The sequence below is a fragment of the Sphingobium subterraneum genome (assembly GCF_014199435.1).
In the GTDB taxonomy this organism is placed as follows: Bacteria; Pseudomonadota; Alphaproteobacteria; order Sphingomonadales; family Sphingomonadaceae; genus Sphingobium; species Sphingobium subterraneum.
Map to the genome: position 1 here is coordinate 80864 of NZ_JACIJP010000006.1, position 21582 is coordinate 102445.

The 21582-nt window shown below is 58.9% G+C and carries 13 protein-coding genes and 1 pseudogene; 4 read left to right on the forward strand and 10 right to left on the reverse strand.

From position 1 onward, the window contains the following. Positions 1-8: 8 nt before the first annotated feature. The 3 genes from FHS92_RS15135 to FHS92_RS15145 form a co-directional block, all read right to left on the reverse strand. Positions 9-1289, reverse strand: a complete 1281-nt coding sequence (locus FHS92_RS15135; RefSeq protein ID WP_184081587.1) for a spinster family MFS transporter — start codon at positions 1287-1289, stop codon at positions 9-11. A gap of 15 nt (positions 1290-1304) precedes the next feature. Next, entirely contained in the window at positions 1305-2480 is a 1176-nt protein-coding gene (locus FHS92_RS15140) for a RidA family protein (RefSeq protein ID WP_184081588.1), read from the reverse strand. 75 nt (positions 2481-2555) lie between these two features. After that, the gene (locus FHS92_RS15145; protein ID WP_184081589.1) at positions 2556-4745 is read right to left on the reverse strand and encodes a TonB-dependent receptor; all 2190 of its coding nucleotides are present in this window, start codon (positions 4743-4745) and stop codon (positions 2556-2558) included. 258 nt (positions 4746-5003) lie between these two features. On the opposite strand from FHS92_RS15145, the gene FHS92_RS15150 reads away from it, so the two are divergent. Next, positions 5004-5732: a GntR family transcriptional regulator gene (locus FHS92_RS15150; RefSeq protein ID WP_184081590.1), complete on the forward strand. Its 729-nt coding sequence runs from the start codon at positions 5004-5006 to the stop codon at positions 5730-5732. Positions 5733-5761: 29 nt separating this feature from the next. Here the strand turns inward: FHS92_RS15150 and FHS92_RS15155 are convergent, their stop codons facing one another. Genes FHS92_RS15155 through FHS92_RS15165 form a run of 3 tightly spaced genes read right to left on the reverse strand, consistent with a single transcriptional unit; the run spans position 5762 to position 10354 of the window. Beyond that, positions 5762-6370, reverse strand: coding sequence for a PQ-loop repeat-containing protein (locus FHS92_RS15155; RefSeq protein WP_184081591.1), 609 nt, complete (start codon positions 6368-6370; stop codon positions 5762-5764). Positions 6371-6401: 31 nt separating this feature from the next. Beyond that, positions 6402-7934 carry an amidase gene (locus FHS92_RS15160; RefSeq protein ID WP_184081592.1) on the reverse strand — a complete coding sequence of 511 codons (1533 nt, stop codon included), beginning with the start codon at positions 7932-7934 and terminating at the stop codon, positions 6402-6404. Between the two features lie 59 nt (positions 7935-7993). Next, positions 7994-10354, reverse strand: a complete 2361-nt coding sequence (locus FHS92_RS15165) for a TonB-dependent receptor (protein ID WP_184081593.1) — start codon at positions 10352-10354, stop codon at positions 7994-7996. 418 nt (positions 10355-10772) lie between these two features. Between FHS92_RS15165 and FHS92_RS15170 the strand changes: the two are divergent. After that, positions 10773-12802: pseudogene (locus FHS92_RS15170) on the forward strand (3-hydroxyacyl-CoA dehydrogenase NAD-binding domain-containing protein). 119 nt (positions 12803-12921) lie between these two features. Here FHS92_RS15170 and FHS92_RS15175 read toward each other — a convergent pair. Further along, positions 12922-14055 (reverse strand): zinc-binding dehydrogenase, encoded by a 1134-nt coding sequence (locus FHS92_RS15175; RefSeq protein ID WP_184081594.1) that lies wholly within the window; start codon positions 14053-14055, stop codon positions 12922-12924. Positions 14056-14162: 107 nt separating this feature from the next. Beyond that, positions 14163-14966, reverse strand: a complete 804-nt coding sequence (locus tag FHS92_RS15180; protein ID WP_184081595.1) for a TetR family transcriptional regulator — start codon at positions 14964-14966, stop codon at positions 14163-14165. 172 nt (positions 14967-15138) lie between these two features. Between FHS92_RS15180 and FHS92_RS15185 the strand changes: the two genes are divergently transcribed. Next, positions 15139-15954, forward strand: a complete 816-nt coding sequence (locus FHS92_RS15185) for an alpha/beta fold hydrolase (protein WP_184081596.1) — start codon at positions 15139-15141, stop codon at positions 15952-15954. A 36-nt stretch (positions 15955-15990) separates the two neighbouring features. Continuing rightward, positions 15991-17682 carry a class I adenylate-forming enzyme family protein gene (locus FHS92_RS15190; protein ID WP_184081597.1) on the forward strand — a complete coding sequence of 564 codons (1692 nt, stop codon included), beginning with the start codon at positions 15991-15993 and terminating at the stop codon, positions 17680-17682. Positions 17683-17913: 231 nt separating this feature from the next. Here FHS92_RS15190 and FHS92_RS15195 read toward each other — a convergent pair whose 3' ends face one another. Both FHS92_RS15195 and FHS92_RS15200 read right to left on the reverse strand, forming a co-directional pair. Then, positions 17914-19143, reverse strand: coding sequence for a serine hydrolase domain-containing protein (locus tag FHS92_RS15195; protein WP_184081598.1), 1230 nt, complete (start codon positions 19141-19143; stop codon positions 17914-17916). A gap of 189 nt (positions 19144-19332) precedes the next feature. Continuing rightward, on the reverse strand, positions 19333-21570 hold the full coding sequence (locus tag FHS92_RS15200) for a TonB-dependent receptor (RefSeq protein ID WP_221231103.1): 2238 nt from the start codon (positions 21568-21570) through the stop codon (positions 19333-19335). Between the last annotated feature and the right edge of the window lie 12 nt (positions 21571-21582).

The following is a 21582-nucleotide window of genomic DNA, read 5'->3' on the forward strand; positions in this document are numbered from 1 at the left end:
ATTTTCCTTTAAACGAGTATCGCGGTGGGCCGCGTGTTCATGCGCGAGCCCATGAACACCAGCACGGCAGAAATGACCAGCGAAGGCGCCGTCAGATAGAGCAGCGCCAGCTGCAAGCCGTTCTCCGCGCCTTGATGTTCCGTGAGATAATCGCTGAGCGCGCCAACGGCCAGAGGGGCAAGGCCAAAGCCCAGAATATTGAAGACCAAAAAAATGGATGCCGTCACCATCGCATGGACATTGGAGGGTGTAATCTGCTGCGAATAGCTTATCACTGGAGCGCCGCAGGCGGTAATCAGGCACGCCGCAATAGCGAAACAGCCAAGCAGTACGGGCACGGACTGACTGAGGAAAGCAAGGGCAGCGAAGGGCGCGCTGAGCGCGAACAGGATGGCGGGGAGCCACAGGTTCCACCGCGCCTCACGCTGCGCCAGACGATCCGCCAGAATACCAACGACAATGGTGAGGATGAGGCCACCAACACCGTTGATCGCGCCGATCGTCCCGCCCGCCTCTGTGCGCGTCATGCCATAGGAGCGGATCATGAGCGTGGGCAGCCAGGTCATCATCCCGGCCGAAGCGAACACGGCAAATCCGCTCCCCGCCACGTACCAGCGTACGGATCGGATGCTGATGATCGTGCGCATGGTGGCGCGAAAGCCCAGTCTGACGTTCTGGACCCGCACGCCGCGCACCGGATCGCGTAACCACAGCAGCACCCCCACGCCAAGCAGTAGCGGCAGCGAACCGATGGCGAAAAAAGCCGTGCGCCAGCCAAAATCCGTCGCGATCCACCCACACACCCAAAGGCCTATGAACGAACCCACGAAAAAGCCGGATTCCGTGATTGATAATGCCGTCGTCCGCTGGGTGGGGGGGTAGAGATCCGCGATGATGGAGTGCGCTGCCGGGACGCAAGGCGACGCGCTGATGCCAAGGCCGCAGCGGGCAACGATGAGTTGCAGAAAATTCTGTGCCATACCGCACAACATCGTCATGCCGCCCATCGCCGTGAGGGCAAGGCCGATCATCCGGCTGCGGTTCGAACGATCCGACAGAAAGGCCATGGGAATGCCCGCGACAACGTAGAGGGCGACGAACGCAAAGCCGGACAACACTCCGAGCTGCGCATCGCTCAGCGCCAAGTCATGTTTTATGTCTTCCAACAGGATGACAATCGCCAACCGATCCACCGCATGGATAATGATGATGAGCGTGAGTGCCAGCAAAACGCCGTGCCTGCGGATCAGCCCCTGAACGACCGGGATCATACGGCGGTGCCGCGCCATGGCATACGGCGCTCCTTATGCACCCGTCGTGCCATCGAGCACCGCTATTCCATCGACGGAAAGCAACGCCCCTTCCCGTACGGGCGGCAACCCTTCTATTCCCGAGGACGCAGGGCCGGGATCGCTCAGCCGCTCCATGCGCGCACGCAGATTGTCGAACCAGTTGTCCTTATCCCACGCGCCCACATAGTAGGTTTTGATCTTTGCCAGGTCCGCCATGCTCGCCCCGGCCTCATGGAGCGCATCTTCCAGCCGGGCCATCACGGTGCGGGCCTGATCAGCAATCTTGCCTCGATGCGCGATCGCTCCGGCCTCGTCGAGTGGAAACTGGCCACTCGCGAAAATCACTTCTGCGCAACACAATGCCCGTGCGAAAGGCCAGTCAAGGCCGATCGTGCCCGGTTCGATCCGGCCATATCCGCGCTTCTGCTGCTCGCCGTTACGGTGGGCGATGACCTCAAGCTCGACCGAGGAGGTCCGCATTGCGTCCGCCGGCAACAGCGTCGCATGGAAGGCCGGTGGCGCATCGGCGAAGACGTGGGCCAGCTCTCGCTCTGTCCTGACGCACTCTTCCCGGCTTAGGTCTTCCGGGTAATACACATACAGGCGGCATATGTCCGGCAGGCCACAACCCAGTTCTGACAAAGTGGATTGCAGACCCGCGACAAGCCCGCCCACGCCGGCCGTCACCCGGTCGCTCGCGAAGACCCAATCACCGCGTCGAACAGCTTTTACCACGCCCGCAGCATCATTTGCGACGGCGCGCGTGCCCTTTACGCCGATCGCATCAATCTCGACTTCGCTGCCGACGGTCGCGAAACTGGGCACCGGGGTCATGATCATCAGCACATCACTACACTCGGGAAATTCGTCGAGAATCCGTTGCCGATAGGCCGCCTCATCGTCCACCGAACCCGCGAGATAGAAAATCTGAAGTTGTGCCAGCTCCGCGAGGCTGCAATCGGCCTTCGCGAAGACCTCGTAAACGCTGCGCATGCAGGTGACCGTCTGCGCCATAAGGTCATCGGGGTTGAGCACTTTCCCTCCATCACCCATGTCCATCTGGCCATTGGTCAACAGCCAGTCGCCCGCGCGAACGGCACGGCTGATCTTGAAGCCTGCCAGCGCCTTTTTGACCATGGGCGAAACGCTGATATGCAGCCGCCTTGTGCCGATTGTCGTGTCGTTCATTTCATATTCTCCGACAATCCAGCCCGTGCGACCGCACACCCAGCCGCCCACAGAAGGACAGCCGGCCGCGCGCCTTTAAAAATCCATGCCGACGCGTACGCCCCATGTCCGTGGTTTGCCCCACCAGATATAGCGCGTATCGAAGCCGCCGGGTGTAACGACATAAGAGGCATAGGCGGTGTTCGTCGCATTCTCAACGAACGCCTGCACGCTGAAGCGATCACTTGGATTACGCCAGAACAGCCGGAAGTTCACTATCCCATAGGCGTCCTGCGCATCGCGATCATTGTTGTCGAGCTGGAAATATTGATGGCCCGTATAGGTGAAATCCGTTTGCACAGCGAAACTACCGACAGATGACGGCGCGAAATCGTAGCGCAGCAACCCGTTGATCTTGTAGTGCGGGGTCGCCGTCAATTGCTTGCCGTCCACCGGTGTTTCGATGGCCGCCGGGCCGGATCGGAAGGTCGTCGTTGCCGGTGCGCTAATCTTGGAATCGAGCAGTGACAAACCAAGCTGCGTCGTCAGCCGGTCCGTCACCTTACCTGTCAGCTCAAACTCCGCTCCATACAGTTTCACATCCCCGAAGTTGAAAAGGCGCGACACCGGAAGGCCATTGACGAGCTGTGCAACGGTCGATTGTTTGTTCTCGACCTTGTTGCGGAAACCGGCGACGGAAAAGAGCAACCGCCCCCCATTCAGGCGCAATTTCGCGCCTGCTTCGAGCGAGAAGCTTGTTTCCGGATCGGTGGGTGCCGCTGCCGAGGCATCGCCGAACAGCAGCGTCGTGTTAAAATCGGGGGATTTATACCCGGTGGCAGCATTGGCATAGAGAAACAGGGCATCATCCGGCCGCCAGTTGACGCCCGCCCGCCATGTGAACTCATCAACCGACACTTTGTAATCAGCGCTGGGCGCGGTTGCAAAGACGAGGTCGAGTTTCTTGGTTTCCTTAGTATAGCGCCCACCCAACTCGACACCGACCGTTTCGCCCAGCGGGAGATCGACATTGCCGAACAGCGCCCCGGCTTCCGTGCGCACGCGACCGGTTGTGTCGATCGCGGTGCCGAAGAATTCGGGCACCGTGCTGGTCGCTGTCCGGCGGTCATTGTAATAGAAACCGCCGAGCACCCAGTTTAGAGCGCCCTCGTTGCCGCCGCGAAGTTGCACTTCCTGGCTGAACTGCCGCGCATCGAGCGTATAAATTGCCGCAGCATTGCCGAGGAAGCCGCCCACGGCGCTTCCGTCCGCGTCTTCCGAGAAAATGCGATCATAATCGAGATAGCCGGTGATCGCGACCAGCTCGATCGACGGCGAAAGCTTCCAGTTCAGCCGGGCACTATATTCCGCGAAATCGAGATGGTTCGGCATCCCGTCATATTCGCTGAAGATCTTTTTCGGACTGGGCTTGCCGAAATTGAAGCCGGTGCCGTTCACGCATTCATTGGCTAGAATGCGGCCGGTGCTGCACGGATCGCCCGTAACAGGATCGAGCGCACCCTGACTGCCGGAGGACGGCGCCACGCTGCGGTCTCGGGTAAAACCGGCCTTGAGCACCATCGTGGCATCTGCGCCAAGGTCAAAGCCCAGTTGGGCGCGTCCGGACAGCACATCCCGCGCAGACCAGCGCTTGCCATCGGGAATGGCGACGTTGCGCTGGAAACCATCATCCTCATCATAATAAAAGGATACGCGGCCGCGGATGCCTTCGGCGAGAGGAATGTTGGCTGCGCCCTCGATCTGGCGTTGCCAGAAGGAACCGAGCTGCCCCTGCACATAGCCGCCGAATTCGGCGCCGGGCTTGTTGGTTGTGACCTGCACCAGTCCCGCGGTCGTGTTACGCCCAAAGAGCGTGCCTTGCGGACCGCGAAGAACCTCCACGCGCTGGACATCATAGAGCGGAACCCGCTGCAACGCGCCTGCACCATAGAATATATCGTCCACCGCAAAGCCGACTGGCGAATCGGATGTGTCGTTAAACACCTGCAGCCCATCGCCACGAATGCGGTAGCGCGGGATCAGCCCTGTATCGACATAGCTGAAGTTGGGAGTCTGCGTCGCCAGATCGTCTAGCGTGCCGATGCCCGCATTCTGCAATTGCTCGCCGCTGAAAGCCGTGGCCGAAACCGCCGTTCTGCTAAGAACCGTCTCCCGTCGCTGCGCGGTCACGACGATCTCGTCAGGTCGCTCTTCCGCTGCATTGGCATTATCGGTCGGTACGGACTGGGCGTACGATGGTGAAACAATCGCAACAGCCGACGTCATAACGGAAATCAGGAGCCTATTTCGCCAATGCATGTTCACAACCCCTTTTGTTCGCCTTATGACATTTTTATTCTGCATTGTTTGGATGTCAATGACCATTTTTGACATTTCACAACAGAAGCAGGATAAGTGCGGTGCCGATGAACGCAGGGGAACGGCTTTGACGCGGACCGGGCAACCTTCTATTCTGGCCCCGAACGAAGCCAACGAACCTGTCCTTTCGGCGGTTCGGTTTCACCCCAACGTTAAGGGAGCGAAATGCACAAAGTCAGAGTCGCCCATCCGGAAGAAGAGAGATCAGATCTCGGTGAGCAGGCGTATCGACTTCTGTACGGCGAGATCATTCGGTGTCGGATATTGCCGGGACAGGACATTACCGAGGCGCAGATGTGCGACACTTACGGGCTTAGTCGTAGCCCGGTGCGCCGCGCGCTGGCGCTACTCGCTCACGATGGGCTGATAATGCCTATCCCCCGGCTCGGATTTCATATTTCCGATATCAGCCTCGTGTCCATACGGCAGACATTTGAAATGCGCGCTTCCCTGGAAGGCGTCGCTGCCCGCGCCTGTATGGGGCGGGTCGATGTCGCGGCGCTGCGGAACCTTAATCAGCGCTATGTAACGGGCGCCAATGCGGGCGAACATGGTATGATGGCCGTGCACAACCAGATGCACCACATCATCTATGCTGCGAGCAACAATCCCATCATGGAAAAGGTCCTGAACCAGCTTCTCGATCAGTCCAACCGCATCGCCTATTTCGTTGCCAAGGTTGGCGGCAAGGGAAACTCCGGAAGCGATGTGACAATGGACGATCACGAGGCGCTGTTCGAAGCGCTGGACACCGGGGATGTGGAAGCGGCAGCGGCCCTTTCGCAAGAGCATGTGCGCGACAGCGAAAAGCGCGTTATCGACGCCCTGCTGTCCTCCCGCCACTTCAGCGACCTGCCGATCCGCATTAGCCGGGATGCGCCCTCCGATAGCTGATCGCCAGACACGCCACGAGGCATCAGGATCTACATCACCGCACGCGCGCCCTTTTCGGCCAGCTTGAGCCGCACCAGTTCATAGACGGAGAGCGTTAGGATACCGCACCAGAGCATGAGCGACCAGTTGCGGACCATCACTGCAAACGTGGTCCAGAGAGTGAAGCCCACGGCAAAAGTGATCACGGTCAGCCACGAGAGATCCTTCGTCTGCCGGGTTCTGCGCGTCACCAGCACCTGCGGGATAAATGTCGTTGCTGCGATGATACCCCACAGGAAGGCGACCTGTTCGTGATAGCGTGTCGTCAATATGTCGGCCGCGAGCCCCGGCGCAAGAAGAGTCGTCCCGGCAATTGCGGCGATGACCGCAGCCCCGGTTGCCAGCGCGGCTCGAGGGGAGACGAGATGGAGCATCACGGACTGGATGATAAGCGACAGGATCATGATCGCCAGGGTCAGCCCAAGAGAATATTGCACGCCGATCAGGATAGCGAGGCAATTGCCCATGACGAGCGCTACACAGGTGAGAACCGACAGCCCCGCAACCGAGCGGGTTCGCAAGATGTGGAGCACCTGAAGCCCCGGCGCGATCGTACACAGGATGGATGCCACCAGAGAGACAGCCTGAGCGAAATTCATCAACATTCTCCCGGTCCTGTTATCAGGCCACTCAGCGGCGGTTGGTGTTCGGTTGCAGATCGAGGTTCAGGTGCTTTTCGAGTGCTCGCGCCGCGCGGTAGAGGGTCGGCTCGTCATAATGCTTGCCGATCATCATCAACCCGATCGGCAAGCCATCGCCGAAGCCGACCGGCATGCTGAGCGCTGGATGGCCGGTGGCATCGAAAATGGCTGTGTTGGGATGGGTGCCAAACGCGCGATCCAGGACCAGCTCGATGGAAGCGTCCTCGGGCGGCAACGTCGGTGCCTTGTTGGGGATCGTTGGCATGACAAGGATGTCATACTGCTCCAGCGCCGCGTTGTAGGCCGCTCTTGCCTTGCGCTGGAGGTTCTGCGCCTTGGCGTAATAGCGCCCCTTGTACCGCGCATTGACATGCTCGGCCATCAGCAGCACCGCCTTCACATTGGCAGGCATCTCGGTCACCAGATCGTCCCACCGGGCGGTCTGCTCCAGAAAGTCCACGGCGTAGAAGCCGCGCGGCATTGATCCGAAGCCATGGGCTTCAAAGACGGTACGCAGCGCTCCCTCAGCGGTGATCGGCATCCACACGATCGCGTTGTTGGTATGCATCGGGATGGACACCTCTTCAACAACGGCACCGAGCGCGCGCATCTCGTCCGCGGCGGCGCGCACGCAGACATCGACATCCGCCTCAGATGTCGACTGCCCGAAGCCTTCGCCCACGATTCCCACACGCAGCCCCGCAACACCGGCATCGATGTTTGCCAGATAATCCCTCACCTCGGGCGCATATTGGCGCGGATCTAGGCCATCCGCGCCCGCAATCACGCTAAGCAGCAAGGCGTTGTCCGTGACGGTCGCCGTCATCGGCCCGGCATGGTCGAGAGTAGGATCGACTGGGGCAATCCCGGTATAGGGAACCAGACCGTGCGTAGGTTTGAGTCCCACAATTCCCGAAAAGCTCGCAGGGATGCGAATGGAGCCGCCCTGATCGCCGCCGATCGCCATATCGACATCGCCCGCCGCGACCAGGACCGCGCAGCCGGAGGAGGACCCCCCCGCCATATGCGCGGGGTTGTGCGGGTTGCGGACAGGCCCCCAGGCGCAGGTATGGCTTCCGCCCGATCCGCTGATAAATTCGCAATGAGCCTTGCCGACGATCGTGCCCCCCGCGTCGAGAATACGGGTAACCACCGTCGCATCACTCCGGGGGATATAGCCTTCAAGGACTTTGGTGCCGTTGAGCAGAGGAACCCCGGCCAGCGCGATGTTATCCTTGAGCACGATGGTCCGGCCCGAAAGCGGTCCGCTGGGCGCGCCCTTGACCTCGGCCTTCGTGGCCCAGCCGTTGTAGATATTGTCCTCCGGCGCCGGACGATACCACGTACCACGGGGATAGGAAGGCGCGAGGATTTCGTCCTCGATCTCGTCGAGCGCCCGATACACGTCGAGGCTGCCATCCATCAGGACCCGGTATATTTCCAGATCCGCATCGCTAAGATGGAGGCGGAGCACCGCCGCATGTTCCCTCATGTCATCGAGCGTGGGTGGGGGAAGCGTCATGGAGGTCTCCGCAATAAGGGAAAATGGGGCACCGGCCGGTCGAGCCGGTGCTATCGATGTCAGAATTCCACGGCGACCTTGGCGCCATAGGTGACCGGATCGTTGAACCACACCAGATCATAGCCGAATGCACGCAACGGCACGATGTCGACTGGCTGGACATGATTGAACACGTTTCGGCCCCAGATTTCAAATCGTACCTTGGTGTTTGCAATCTTGGTGAGGACCGCAGCCGCCAGATCGACCCGCGTGTCAGACGGAATGCGGAAGGCGCGCAGATTGCTCTGATCCGTATAATGCGCAGACAGGTACGAGATATCGCCCCTCAGCTCGACGTCAGTTGTTTCACTGACCGGCGCCTTGTAGACAAAGCCGGTGCTGATATCCCATGTGGGCGCGTTAACCAGCCTGTTGCCGCTGAAATCATCCCCGGCGATCGTATCGATATAGTCCTTGTACCGCGCGTGGGTATAGCCGGCGCCGACGTTCAGCGTCAGGCGCTCCCCGATGCGCGCATTCACTTCCAGCTCGACGCCATAGACTTCCGCCTTGGCAGCGTTGGTCGTCTGCTGCACAGAGCCCGGCACCCCGTTGAAATCCGCAGGACGGAACACGAAGACCTGAAGATCCTTATAGTCGTAATAGAATGCACCGAGATTGACCGTCAGTTTTCGGTCGAGCCAGCTTGTCTTCGTACCCACTTCATAAGCGGTGATGAATTCGGGCTTATACGGGACCAGCGCCTGTACGTTGAACAGTTCGCCACCGGTAACCCCACCGCCCCGGAAACCGCGCGCGATGCTGGCATAGACCATGGCATCCCGGTTGAACTTATAGTCCACCGCCAGACGCCCGGACCAAACCTTGTCCTTGCTGTCGAGATAGGTGGGCGGAATGACGGTGCCGATGTCGGGCCCGGGGTTCAATACGGATGTGCCAGCTGTAAAATTGTTCGTCTGGAAGAAATCTTTCTTCGAGATGGTGTAACGCCCACCCGCCGTAACGGTCAGCTGCTCCGTCACGTCATAACCGACTTGTCCGAAAATGGCGAAGTCCTTGGTCTTGTCGATGTAATGCTGGCGAATGGTGAAGCCCTGATCGCCCAACAGGTTGAAGTAGTTGTTCGCATTGAGATTGCGGCGGAGATAATAGGCGCCGAGCACCGCCTTGAGGGGGCCATTACCGTTGGTCGACAGGCGCACTTCCTGGGTAAAGGACTTATCGGTGTGGTGGCGGGTCAGCGAGACGACATTGTCGCCGGTGAAGTCCGCATCTTCGTTGCAGAAATACTTCTCGTAAATATAGGAGCTGATACCGGTCAGCGTCATCCAGCCCAGATCATAATCGACCCGGAATGAGCCGACCCAATCATTGATCCGATCCTTGAGGTTGGGATAGTCTGCGGGATTGCGGAACGGATCGGGATCAGTATCAGCGCCACCCCCCACGGTCGTAAGCCCATCGATCTGGAAGGGTGCGCCGGGACGCTCATACAAGGCGCTGCAATCGGCCGTACCACCCGGATTGCTGGCATCCAGCGGCGTACAGCCCGATCCCGGCGCGTGGCTGAACCGGTTCTGGGTGTCGAAAATCGTCCGCCCGGTCCCCGTCCCGAAATCGGCGTCCCGCTGGCGGGTCGATACGCTGGCGAGGATCGATAGCGTTTCCGTAGGCTTCAGCAACAACTGGCCCCGAGCACCAAACTCGTTCCGGTTGTTGATCGGCATCGCGTTGAACGTATTGAATGAGGTCCCGTCCCGCACATTAGAAATGAAGGCCACTCGGACACCGGCCTTGTCCTCCGCCAGCGGCATGCCAACAGCGCCCTCGATCAGCCGTTCGTTAAACCGCCCGTAGCTCGCGGAAAAATAGCCGTTGATATCACCCGTCACCGATGGCTTTTTCGAGACATAGTTGAGCGCGCCACCGGACGTATTTGCGCCATAAAGCGTTCCCTGCGGCCCCTTGAGCACTTCGACGCGTTCCAGATCATAAACCGGCAAGCCCTGCTGAATGGGCGATGCGATGAACACTTCGTCCACATAGGTCCCTACCGAAGTGGCGGTATTCTGATTGAAGTCCGAATTGCCGACACCCCGGATAAAGACATGGGCGACGGGGATGCCCACGTTTCGAACATTAAGGTTCGGCACACTCCGGGACAGGTCGACACTGTCAAACGGGCGACTGTTTTTCAGCGTCTGGTCGCTCAATGCGCTGATCGAAATGGGAACATCCTGAAGATTTTCATTGCGGCGCTGCGCGGTGACGATGATCTCTCCGGCATTTGTCGGCTCTTCTGCCGACTGCACCGCTTCCTGCCCATAAACGGGTTGACCCATGACAGCGGCGGCAACCACCAATGTATGGACTGTACAGTTGCGCAAAACGGCGTTGCGGTATTTCGGATATATTTTCATCTTCAGTCCCCTTTTTCCCTGACCGGAATGAGCGTCCAAATTCTCCTTAAGCGCGCTTCGGGAGTGTGGTTTTGCACCAGACTCCAAAATCGATACGATCGTATCATTACGGTTATTTGTGTCAATATATGGAATAAATTTATATATAGAAATTTTTTCGGGAAGTGCTAAAGGACGATGCAGCAGCCACTCTCTGATATTATCCAATTAATTCATATATTTATGAGTAATTTCTTTTACGGGATTGAGCGGACCCTCTTGGCAATGGACGGTAGCCATATGATTGTCGACGCTGGGGCACGCGACGGAGGAGTTACCCTCTCCCTGCTGCTTTGCCTTCGCGCCTAACCCGCGTTCGCATGCCCGTTCATGCTTTCCTACCGGCGCGATCCATTCAGACCTTACCCAAGAGGGTGCCATGATCACGACCCATCTCCACGACGATGTCTTTGAAATCATTCTCTCTCATCCACCCGTCAATGCCCTGGGCGGAGCGCTGCGGCGCCATCTGGCAGAGGCGATGGACGCGGCCGAAAACGATCCAGCCGTCCACGCGATCGTGATCCGTGGAAGCGGCAAGCTATTTTCGGGAGGGGCCGATATTACCGAACTCGACAAGCCGTTCCTCGAGCCGAATTTGCCCGAGCTGGTCAACCGGGTCGAAGCATGCGCAAAACCTGTTACCGCCGCGATCCACGGCATGGCGCTCGGCGGCGGTCTCGAACTGGCGCTGGGCTGTCACTACCGAATCGCGACACCTTCGGCCAAACTCGCGTTGCCCGAAGTGAAACTGGGCATCATCCCCGGCGCCGGCGGAACCCAGCGGCTGCCGCGCCTCGTCGGTGTGGACGGCGCGCTGGAAATGATCGTGTTCGGTGAACCGGTAACGGGGACAAAAGGTCTAGAGCTAGGGCTGGTGGATGCTCTGGTCGACGAAAGCCAGTGGGTCGAAAAGGCGATTACCTTTGCCCGTGCCCAAACTCAGGTTCGTCGCACCGGTGAACGAACCGCCCAGGCCGACAACGCCGTGTTCGAGACGTTCATGGACCACAATGCCCGCCTGATCGACATGGTGGAGGCCCCGCTCGCCTGCATCGATGCAGTGCGGGCATCTACGATGCTGCCGCTGCAGGAGGGCCTGCGGAAAGAGTGGGGGCTGTTCATGGAGCTGATGAACGGCAATCCTCGAAAGCACTGCGCCATGCCTTCTTCGCCGAGCGCGCTGCGGCCAGGATCGACGACCTGCCGAAGGACACGAAACCCCGCACTATTGGACGCGTTGGCGTGATCGGTGCGGGCACCATGGGTGGGGGCATTGCGATGAACTTTCTGTCCGCGGGCATTCCCGTCACCCTGTTCGAGCAGACCCGGGAGGCTCTGGATCGCGGCACCGGCGTCATGCGCCGCAATTACGAGGCATCCGCCATCAGGGGTCGCATCACCGACGCGCAGGTGGAAAGCGCTATGGCGTTGCTCGCCCCGACCCTCGATTTCGGGGCACTGGTTGACTGCGACCTCATCATTGAGGCGGTCTACGAGAACATGGACGTCAAGAAGGATATCTTCATCCGGCTGGACACCGTGGCCAAGCCCGGCGCGATACTGGCGTCCAACACATCTTATCTCGATCTCGATGAGATCGCCTCGGTCACGGCGCGTCCGCAAGATGTCGTGGGCATGCACTTTTTCTCACCCGCCAACGTTGTGAAGCTGCTCGAAGTCGTGCGCGGAGCCAAGACCGCAGCGGATGTGCTCGTCACAGCCATGTTGATCGGCCGCAAGATCGGCAAGGTGCCGGTCGTGGCGGGCGTTTGCTACGGCTTTATCGGTAACCGCATGCTCCTTCCGCAGCAGGGGGAAGCCACAACACTGCTCCTCGAAGGTGCAACACCGGCGCAGGTCGACCAGGTGCACACCGATTTCGGTATGCCCATGGGCCCGTTCCAGATGGCCGATCTGGCGGGCGTGGACATCGGCTGGCACCGCGACCCGGCCCGTGTCGAAAGCATCCGCGATGCGCTCTGCGCGCGGGAGCGCTGGGGCCAGAAGGCAAAGGCGGGCTTTTACGACTATGACGAAGAACGCAAACCCCACCCCTCGCCGGTCACACAACAGATCATCGAAGACTTCCGCAACAGGCAGGGCCGTGCCCCCCGCGCGATCAGCGAGGAGGAGATCACCGTTCGCACGCTCTATACGGTGATCAATGAAGGCGCGCTCATCCTAGAGGAAGGCATCGCCCAACGCGCTTCGGATATCGATTTGGTCTGGCTCTACGGCTATGGCTGGCCCCGTTCGACGGGCGGTCCCATGCACTGGGCGGATGCGATCGGCCTCAAGACTATCGTCGACGGCCTGACCGCCTATCGGAACCGCCTGGGCAAGGATTTCCGGTTGTCCCCGATCCTGGCGGATTGCGCAGCAAGCGGCAAATCAATAGGCAACTGATCTTGCCTGGAGCCTTCGGGTCAGGCGCAGGGGACGGCCTGTACGATGCCGTTCCGGTTCCAAGAGACCGGAGTGGCATGATCGAATGTTGAGCCCCCAGCCGAAATCATGGATCTGAATTAAGGGACGATCAGATATTTATCGCCAGTCTTGCGGGCATTGTAGTGCGCAATCGCCTGTGGATCGAGCACCTGAGCCAGCGAAATCTCATGGCTGTAGGTGCTGGCGAACGTGGTCGTAAGCTCGGCCAGGATCCGATTGCGCATGCGCTTTTCGGTTTCCGGGCCAAATGTCGGCAGGACCTGGGTGAGCAGCCAGCCGGAAACCGACCAGCGAAACCCGAAGGTGCGGTTCAACACAATGGGTGCCAGATCAAGAGCACCGTAGATATAGACTTGCTTGAACTCGTTAGAGCCATAACGATTATATTCGGTCATCCGGCTGACCGCGACGCTTTCCATCGCCGCCAGTATGTACGACGCCATCTTGCCACCGCCGATAGCATCAAAGGCGATCGACGCCCCTGTCCGCTGGATCGCTTCGATCAGGTCATCCATGAACGATGGCACCGTGGAATTCAGAACAATGGCTGCACCCTGCCCCTTGAGAATCGCCACCTGCTCCTCACTTCGTACGATATTGACCAGTGGAATGCCGTCATCAATGCAAATGCGGTTGAGCATCTGGCCCAGATTGGACGCAGCCGCGGTATGGATGATGGCAGAATGCTTCTCGTGCTTCGCGGTTTCGACAAAGCCCAGTGCTGTCAACGGATTGACGAAACAGGACGCGGCATCGCGCGGATCAGTCCCTCCGGGCAGGATCATGCAAATCGACGCGGGCACACGACGATATTCCGCATACATGCCCCCTGCAACCACCGCTACCGCTTTGCCGAGAAGCGCCTGAGCTTCCGGTGAGGCACCCGCCTTGACAACAACACCACTGCCTTCGTTGCCCACCGACATCGGCTGGCCGAACCGCCCGGACAGCGACTTGAGGGCATTGTTTGCGATGGGCGCTGTCAGCACGGGCAAGCCGCCCCGCTCCGAATAGACCACCTGCTCCATATCTGCGCCCGGCAAAAGCAGAAACAGGTCCGACGGGTTGATCGGCGCGGCCTGAACCTTGATGAGCACTTCATGGTCGCGCAGGACTGGCATCTGCGCAGAAACAAGCGAAACTTCCAGTTCGCCATGCTCCATGACCAGGGATGATATTGCCTTGTTCGTCTCGGGGACGGAAGCGGACATCAGATTCTCCATGCTGGCTATGGCTCGATTCTTGCCATTCCGCGCGCTTATACCCTTGAAAGATGAGTAGGCAACAAAAATGATACGGTCGTATCTTTTTTGACAAGTTAGCCCATGACGAGCTTTGCGACGCCAGCGACGATAAAATCCCTTGTCAGCTGCGCCAGGAGCCCGATGTCATCGGACGAAAATGCCGGCTTTACAAAGGTTTCCACGCGGCCGGTGCGCGCCAGAGTGTACATCGTCGAGGCAGTGAGCATCAGAAAGGCCTGCTGGATATTCGCGTCCGACGCCGCCGGAAACTTCGTATGGAGGGAAGCCATGAACTTTTCTGCGGGTTCGTTGTAAAAGGATCCCCAGTGATCAGGCCACAGCCGAGAATAAGCGACATGCCCGATTAGGCGCAGATAGTGGCTCCACCCTGGGTCCTGCGTTTCCAGCAGGCGTAACGGGGGGTCGAGATAGGCGTTCACCCAAGCCTCGATATAGGCCTGCCCCTCCAGTTTCTGATCATCATATTTGCCAAGTTCGGCCAGCCGCGCTTCGCCAAGGGGAGCGGCGCGACGGCGCAGGACCTCGAAATAGAGGTTCTGTTTGCTCCCGAAATAATAGGTGACGTCGGCGAGGCGCCGTTCCGCAAGGTCGGTGACATCGCGGACGGAAACACCAGTATAGCCCCATTTCGCAAAGAGCTGTTCTGCTGCGTCTAGGATATGCCTGCGGATGGGTTCGGCGCGGCCGGAACGCTGCGGAATTTCGGTGACGGTGCCGACGAGTTCAGGACCTTCGGGAACATGTGCGACGTTCAAGCCATCGTCCGGTGCGGGACGCCCCACCAGCCGCATATTCCGCCGAGATGCGATCCGCGCCTCCGCTTCGGCGCTCTTCGCGATGGTTTTCTTCGCCGCCACGTTTTGGCTCCCCGAGTGACTACCGGCGTGCCGCTATCGTGCCGGATATGGAAGACCATATAGCTTGGACCACTTTTGATACAATCGCATCATTATTATTGGCACGGTCGTATCAGCACGATATAGATGGATGCACCGATGCAACAAGATGCATTGGTAATGGAGAGCCAGAATGACGTTCGCAGAGAAGTATATCGACTTGCCCCGGGCGCGTCTGGCCTATTACGAGACAGGCCGAGCCGATGGAGAGACGCTGGTTCTCGCCCACTCTCTGTTTCTCAACAAGGATATGTTCAAGCCGTTGATGGGTGCCCTGGCCGACGATTTCCGGCTGGTCGCATATGATTCGCGGGGTCACGGTGCCAGTTCGACCGCAACTGACGATCGTTACGACATGGAGGCCTATTATGATGAGGCCGCACAATTTGTGGAACGCCTCGATGTTGGTCCGGTGCATTTCGCAGGCAATTCGATGGGAGGCTGGGTAGCACTGCGCATGGCGGCGCGGCGCCCTGACCTCATCCGCTCGGCCATTGCCATGGGTTCCACGGGCGATGACGAGGATGATGTCCACGCCTTCGACCCGGTACTCGAACAATTGCGAGCACGTGGCGGCGAAGGGTTCGAAGACGGATTTTCGTTTATTTTCTTTGGCGACGCGTCCCTCACCAGCGAGAGCTTCGCGCCCTTGCGAAACTATTGGCTCAACCATCTTACCAGCCTTTCGACCTTTTACGCCCTTCCGGGAGCGGCGGTAGCGCACCGAAGCGCCGTCAATCCCGAACTGCGTCATTGCAATGTTCCAGTCCTCGCCATTGCTGGTGCGCAGGACCATGTTTTCCCCCCGTCTCTTTCGGAAAATATCGCGCGCGCCGCGCGACACGGAAAGGCGGTTGTCATTCCCGAAGCTGGCCACTCCGTATCGATTGAGGCACCAGAACAGGTTGCAGCTGCCATCCGCGCTTTCGTGTCGGACTATTGCGCCTGACCAAGGCGTCTGGCGCGACGAGGACATCCAAACACCATGACCGTCATTCTCCCGCAACCCGCTTGCACGCTTGAGGAAGCGAACCGCCTGCTAGCCCGTGAAGAGCGGTTTCAAACCGAGCATTGCCAATGGGGAAGCCGCAGCTTTCTGGCATGGAAAAGCGGGCCAAAAAGCCTCGTTGATATCTTCAAAATGAGCCAGACTCATCCGGAGAATGAATATCTGGTGATCGATGATGTGCGCGTGACGTTTGGGGCGTTCGGCAACGCGGTTCGGCATCTGGCTGAAAAGTTACGCACTTCCGGTCTCCGCAAGGGAGATCGCGTTGCGCTTCTGATGCATAACAGGCCGGAATGGCCGGTCGTTTTCTTTGCGACTGTGGCCGCTGGCGGCGTGATCGTGCCGATCAATGCATGGGCGAGCGACCCTTACAAGCGCACCGCTTTCGCTAACGCGGAGCCCCGCTTTCTCATACATGATCGGCGGGATGAAACGCTCGCCTTCGCTCAGGCTGAAACCGTCTGGAGCATTTCCGAGCCCAGCTACCGCGGAACGGTTCCCTTACCGCCTCATGACAGGTGGGATACCCTTGCTGTCCCGAGCATGAAGCTCGCTGCGCCCGATCCTGATGATCTGGCAGCCATATTCTACACTTCGGGTACGACCGGGGAGCCCAAGGGGGCCATGCTATCCCACAGGTCTATGGCAAACGCCGTACGCAATGCCGATTTTCAGATCAGCCGGATGCAGTTACGCTACCCCACCTTCCCTTCGATCATCGGCATGAACGCGGCGGGGCAGCAGGTGGGATTATACCCTATCCCTTTCTTTCATGTCACGGGCGCCGTTGCGGGTGTCGTCCTGTTTGCGGGAATGGGAGACAAGCTGGTTCTGATGCACAAATGGGATCCCGCACAGGCGCTGGACATCATCGAAAAAGAGCGCGCGACGAGCCTGGGCGGTGTTCCCACTTTACCGCTGCAGCTTCTTCAACAAGGCGATCTTGATACACGCGACCTCGCGTCATTGTGCGGGGTACTCTATGGAGGCGCCCCACCGCCCACCCATTTGCCGGAGAGCATTCGTTCACGCCTCGGCGCGATCGCGGCGACGGGTTGGGGAATGACCGAGACATCCGCGACATTCCTGTACAATGGCGGCGCAGACTATCTTCGTAATCCGACCAGTTGCGGCGTGGCGTCCCTCGTCAATGGTGCGCGCGTTGTTGATCGGGATGGCAAGGCACTGCCACCAGGCGAACCCGGAGAGTTACAAGTCTCCGGCTCCAACATCACGCTGGGATATTGGCGCAACCCGGAAGCGACCAAAGCCGCCTTCGATGGCAATTGGTTCCGCACAGGTGACGTCGCCATCAGGGATGCAGACGGTTTCGTCACGATCGTCGACCGCCTCAAGGACATCATTATCCGGGGAGGCGAAAACCTCTCGAGCGTTGAAATCGAAGACGCGCTTCTTGCGCATCCCGACGTGCTTGACTGTGCGGTCATCGGACGCACCCACCCCAGTCTGGGTGAAGAACCGATCGCGATCCTCGTACTGAGGGATGGGATAACCAACGTCGACGGCGTCGCCCTGTATATGCATTCGACGGTCGGTCGCCAGAAAGCACCCGCCGCCTATCATGTTGCACTGGCCCCGCTCCCTCGCAACGCCGGGGGGAAGATCCTGAAGCATGAGTTGAGAACCGCGTATGCGAACGCCGAATAGAGTGGCAGGCGGCTGCCTCTTGTTTGCGCGAAGGCCTATCTTACCGCCTGTCGATGGCATACCCCATCGGCTCGTGACCGCGGCCGCTGGAATCCCCATCCGCCCGATCAACGCTTCTGCATCTCGTCATTCCGACAGGGGATTGAAGAACCGCCAGCGCGACGCCCTCCGGCAATGGTCAGATTATTCCGTGGGCTCGCTTCAACGGCCACTGCTTTCCCAAGAGCACGATTAACCCGATAACGCTCCGTACGTCAGCTTTTGGTAGACGGGCAGCGCCATGCGTCCGGCCATTCCCTGGCCACCGGCGATTACATCGCCCGCGTCGGGACTCAATGGCATTTCATGCTGGATCATATAGACCATCGCAAGGTCGTTGGCGGGATCGCTCTGCCACCACGTGCCCCATGCACCCGGCCAGCCGAACGCCCCCCGGCTCCCATAGCCCAGCAGGCTCTTTTCAGGGATGTCGACGACCCCCAGCCCCAGCCCAAATCCCATGCCGTCCCAGATCGGTCTGCCGATGAAGGGATATGTGCGCTGCTGTGCCGTCAAGTGATTGGATGCCATAGTGCGCACCGTCTCCGGGCGCAGCACGCGCACCTTGTCCAGTGTGCCCTCGTTCAGAAGCATCCGCGCCAGTCTGGCGTAATCGGGCGCGGATGAAACAAGCCCGGTGCCTCCTGCATCGAAAACCGGAGGAGTAGCCGACACCGGCATAGCGGAAGGGACAAGCTTTCCGGCTGCCTTGTCGAACCCATAGGTTGTTGCGATCCGGCCTTGCGCGCCTTCCGGCACGAAAAAGCCAGTGTCCTTCATTCCCAGCGGTGCAAAAATGCGCTCGTTCAAAATCACGCCCAGCCGCTTGCCCTCGATGCGCTCCAGCAGGACGCCCAGGACGTCGGTCGAATGGCCATAGTTCATGCGCTCTCCCGGCTGATAACTCAGGGGTAGCGTGCCGAGCGCGGCAATCCACTTGTCCGATGGCAGTCCCATGACCCGGGGATCGCCCAGCGCAGCGAAATAGGCGCCCGCGATCGGGCCTTGGGAAAAAATGCCGTAGGCGAGGCCCGACCGGTGGGTCAGCAAATCATCGATGGTGATATCCCGGTTGGCGGGCACCGTGTCATCCACCGGACCTTCGGCGTTCCGCAGGACCTGCCGGTTCGCCAATTCGGGAAGCCAGCGCTTGACCGGGTCCTGCAGCGCCAGTTTGCCCTCTTCGACCAGCATCATGACGGCAACGGAGGTGGGCACGCGGGACATCGACGCGATGCGGAACAGCGTGTCCGATGTCATCGGCGTTTGGGTTTCCAGATTGCGGAAACCGAGATTTTCGGCCTGCACCAGCTCGCCGCGATGCCATGTCTGGAGGACAATTCCGGCAAGCTCTCGCCTGTCGATGAACGGTTGAAGGGCAGCAGGAATCTGAGCAAGTCTCGTTTTATCGATGGTTTTCATCTGAGTAGCGCTCCTGGCGACGTGGGAGATCATCATCGAGAACGGCAGAGATGCAACCCCTGCCAGGGTAGTTCTTCTGTCAAAATAAGGCACCCGATTTTCTCCGTCCTTCAATACTAACCGCCCCAGAGCACCAATAAAATGGGCCACCCAGACGGGTGACCCATTTCCGTTTTCACAGCGACCGGTTTAGAAATTAAACCCGACCGACACACCGTAGGTCCGCGGTGCCCCTGCGATGTAGGGACTGCCCGCCGCGCCCGCTTGCGTGCCGGAGTAGACCGCATATTTCTTGTCGTTCAGGTTCTTGCCCCAAACCGCGACAGAAACATTTTCAGTCGGGGCATACTTAATCTGGCCGTTCAGCAGGCCATATTTAGGCTGCCTGATGATATTGTCCGGCTCGAAATAGTAACCGTCGTTATAGTAATAATCGCCAGACAGAGTGAGTTTTCCGTCCCCAACAGGAATGACATAGTCAATTCCGATATTGCCCGAGAATTTCGGCGCGCGCGTGGTGTAGTTTCCAGCCGCATCGATGCCTAGCAACGGAGATTGCGCACCAAATTGCGGGCCAAAAAGCGGCGGACCGCTCGGCGCGCAGTTCACAGCCTGCGCTGTACCACAATTTTCTCCATATTTGCTGTACTTCGAATCCAGGAAGGTTCCGCTTGCCCGGAGGGTCAGGCCTTCCGTGAGGACGGCCGTGAAGTCGACGTCCAGACCATATACGCGCGCGCTGTCAGCGTTGGACAAAACGATGGATCCGACACGGAGCAGCTGAATCTGCGGATCGGTGATATCATAATAGAAGCCTGAGAGGTTGAGGCGAACGCGACGATCGAAGAGGTCGCTCTTGATGCCGATTTCATAAGCATCGATAACCTCAGGCTTGTTTGCAATGCCACTGTAAACCAGCAAGTTGAATGATTGCGATTTGTAGCCGCGGCTGAAGGAGCCGTAGGCCAGCACGTCGTCCGTCACCTTGTAGTCCAGCGCCGCCTTGAAGGTCAGCTTGTCACCTGACTTAGACTGGGGGTTTCGTGGAGCAATAACCACCGCGGCATTACCCGGCAACGTCAGGAAACCATCCGCAGATACCTTGTCGTGCGAAAACCGCAGGCCGCCGGTAAAGGTCAGTTTCGGCAAGAATTCATAGCTCGCCTGGCCATAAGCTGCGTAGGATTTCGGCTTCTGCTGGAAATAGCCATCAAAGCCGCCACCCACGGCCGGGCCGCGGAATTTGACGCTCTCGTAAGTCTGCTTCACATCATAATAGAAAGCACCCACGACCCAATCAACCGAACTTCCTTTCAAGGACGTCAGCTGAAATTCTTGCGTGAACTGCTTGATCTTGGCGGGCTGAAGCACATAAAAATCGTCGAACTCGGTGAAATCGACGTCAATGGAAGCATAAGAGTTGGTCGTGGAATATGCCGTTATGCTGGAGAGAGTTGCAAACGGAAGTTCCTGGTCGATCCGTAGCGACGTACCCCAGAGGCTGTACTGGGTGTAGCTATCGCGATTATTGCGGGAATCGTAAAAGCCGGCAGGGGCGACCTGAACGGTGCGTGGGTTCGTCCCAACAGGCGTACCGACGGGCGTGTTGAACACATAGCTACGCGTTGTACCAGGATAGATGTTGGCCTGCACACTGGCCTTTGACCAGCCATAAGTCCCCGACAAGGTAACCTTGGTCAGATCACTCGGCTCATACACCAGCTTCGCCCGAGCCGTGAAATAGTCGTTATAACTGTGGCGATGACCGTTGGTGATCGACCTGCCGTAGCCATTGCCCTGACGACGACCGTTAAGCGAAACGCCAACAGCCAAGTTGTCGCCAAGACCGGTGTGGCCATAGACCGACCCTTCCTTGATGTCGTAATTTCCATAGGAGAAATTGCCTTCGAACCCAGGGTCCTTGCCGGGATCCTTGGTGATGATATGGATCACACCACCGCTGGAATTACGGCCGAACAGAGTGCCCTGCGGCCCCTTGAGCACCTCGACCCGGTCAACATTGCCCATGGAAAAGAAGCCAGACGCCACAGTGGCGTAATACACCCCGTCGATATAGGTTGCGACGCTCGGTTCATTGCCCACGGCCACAGAGGCGTTGCCAATGCCGCGAAGAAACGGCGTGGCGATGCCATTCTGGTTGCCGATCTGAAGGCCCGGAGTGATCTTCGTGAGATCAGCGATTTCCTTGATTCCCCTGTCAGCCAGATCTTCGCCGCTGAACGCCGAGATAGCCAGTGGAATGTCCTGCAAATTCTGTGCGCGCTTTTGCGCGGTCACGACGATGTCCTCGATCTGGTAGCCATCGTCCGCTGCCGTAGAGGCCGCGGCGGCCTGTTGCGCGTGAACCGGCGTCACTGAAATCAGACAGCTGCCTGAAGCCATGAGTGCCATTACTATTTTTTTCATTTCGTTAGTCCT

Bases quoted from the DNA above. Each gene is read 5' to 3' on its own strand.
- FHS92_RS15200 (WP_221231103.1), bottom strand. From the start codon at position 21,570: ATGAAAAAAATAGTAATGGCACTCATGGCTTCAGGCAGCTGTCTGATT.
- FHS92_RS15185 (WP_184081596.1), top strand. From the start codon at position 15,139: ATGACGTTCGCAGAGAAGTATATCGACTTGCCCCGGGCGCGTCTGGCC.
- FHS92_RS15135 (WP_184081587.1), bottom strand. From the start codon at position 1,289: ATGGCGCGGCACCGCCGTATGATCCCGGTCGTTCAGGGGCTGATCCGC.
- FHS92_RS15190 (WP_184081597.1), top strand. From the start codon at position 15,991: ATGACCGTCATTCTCCCGCAACCCGCTTGCACGCTTGAGGAAGCGAAC.
- FHS92_RS15165 (WP_184081593.1), bottom strand. From the start codon at position 10,354: ATGAAAATATATCCGAAATACCGCAACGCCGTTTTGCGCAACTGTACA.
- FHS92_RS15155 (WP_184081591.1), bottom strand. From the start codon at position 6,370: ATGAATTTCGCTCAGGCTGTCTCTCTGGTGGCATCCATCCTGTGTACG.
- FHS92_RS15160 (WP_184081592.1), bottom strand. From the start codon at position 7,934: ATGACGCTTCCCCCACCCACGCTCGATGACATGAGGGAACATGCGGCG.
- FHS92_RS15150 (WP_184081590.1), top strand. From the start codon at position 5,004: ATGCACAAAGTCAGAGTCGCCCATCCGGAAGAAGAGAGATCAGATCTC.
- FHS92_RS15175 (WP_184081594.1), bottom strand. From the start codon at position 14,055: ATGTCCGCTTCCGTCCCCGAGACGAACAAGGCAATATCATCCCTGGTC.
- FHS92_RS15195 (WP_184081598.1), bottom strand. From the start codon at position 19,143: ATGAAAACCATCGATAAAACGAGACTTGCTCAGATTCCTGCTGCCCTT.
- FHS92_RS15145 (WP_184081589.1), bottom strand. From the start codon at position 4,745: ATGACGTCGGCTGTTGCGATTGTTTCACCATCGTACGCCCAGTCCGTA.
- FHS92_RS15140 (WP_184081588.1), bottom strand. From the start codon at position 2,480: ATGAACGACACGACAATCGGCACAAGGCGGCTGCATATCAGCGTTTCG.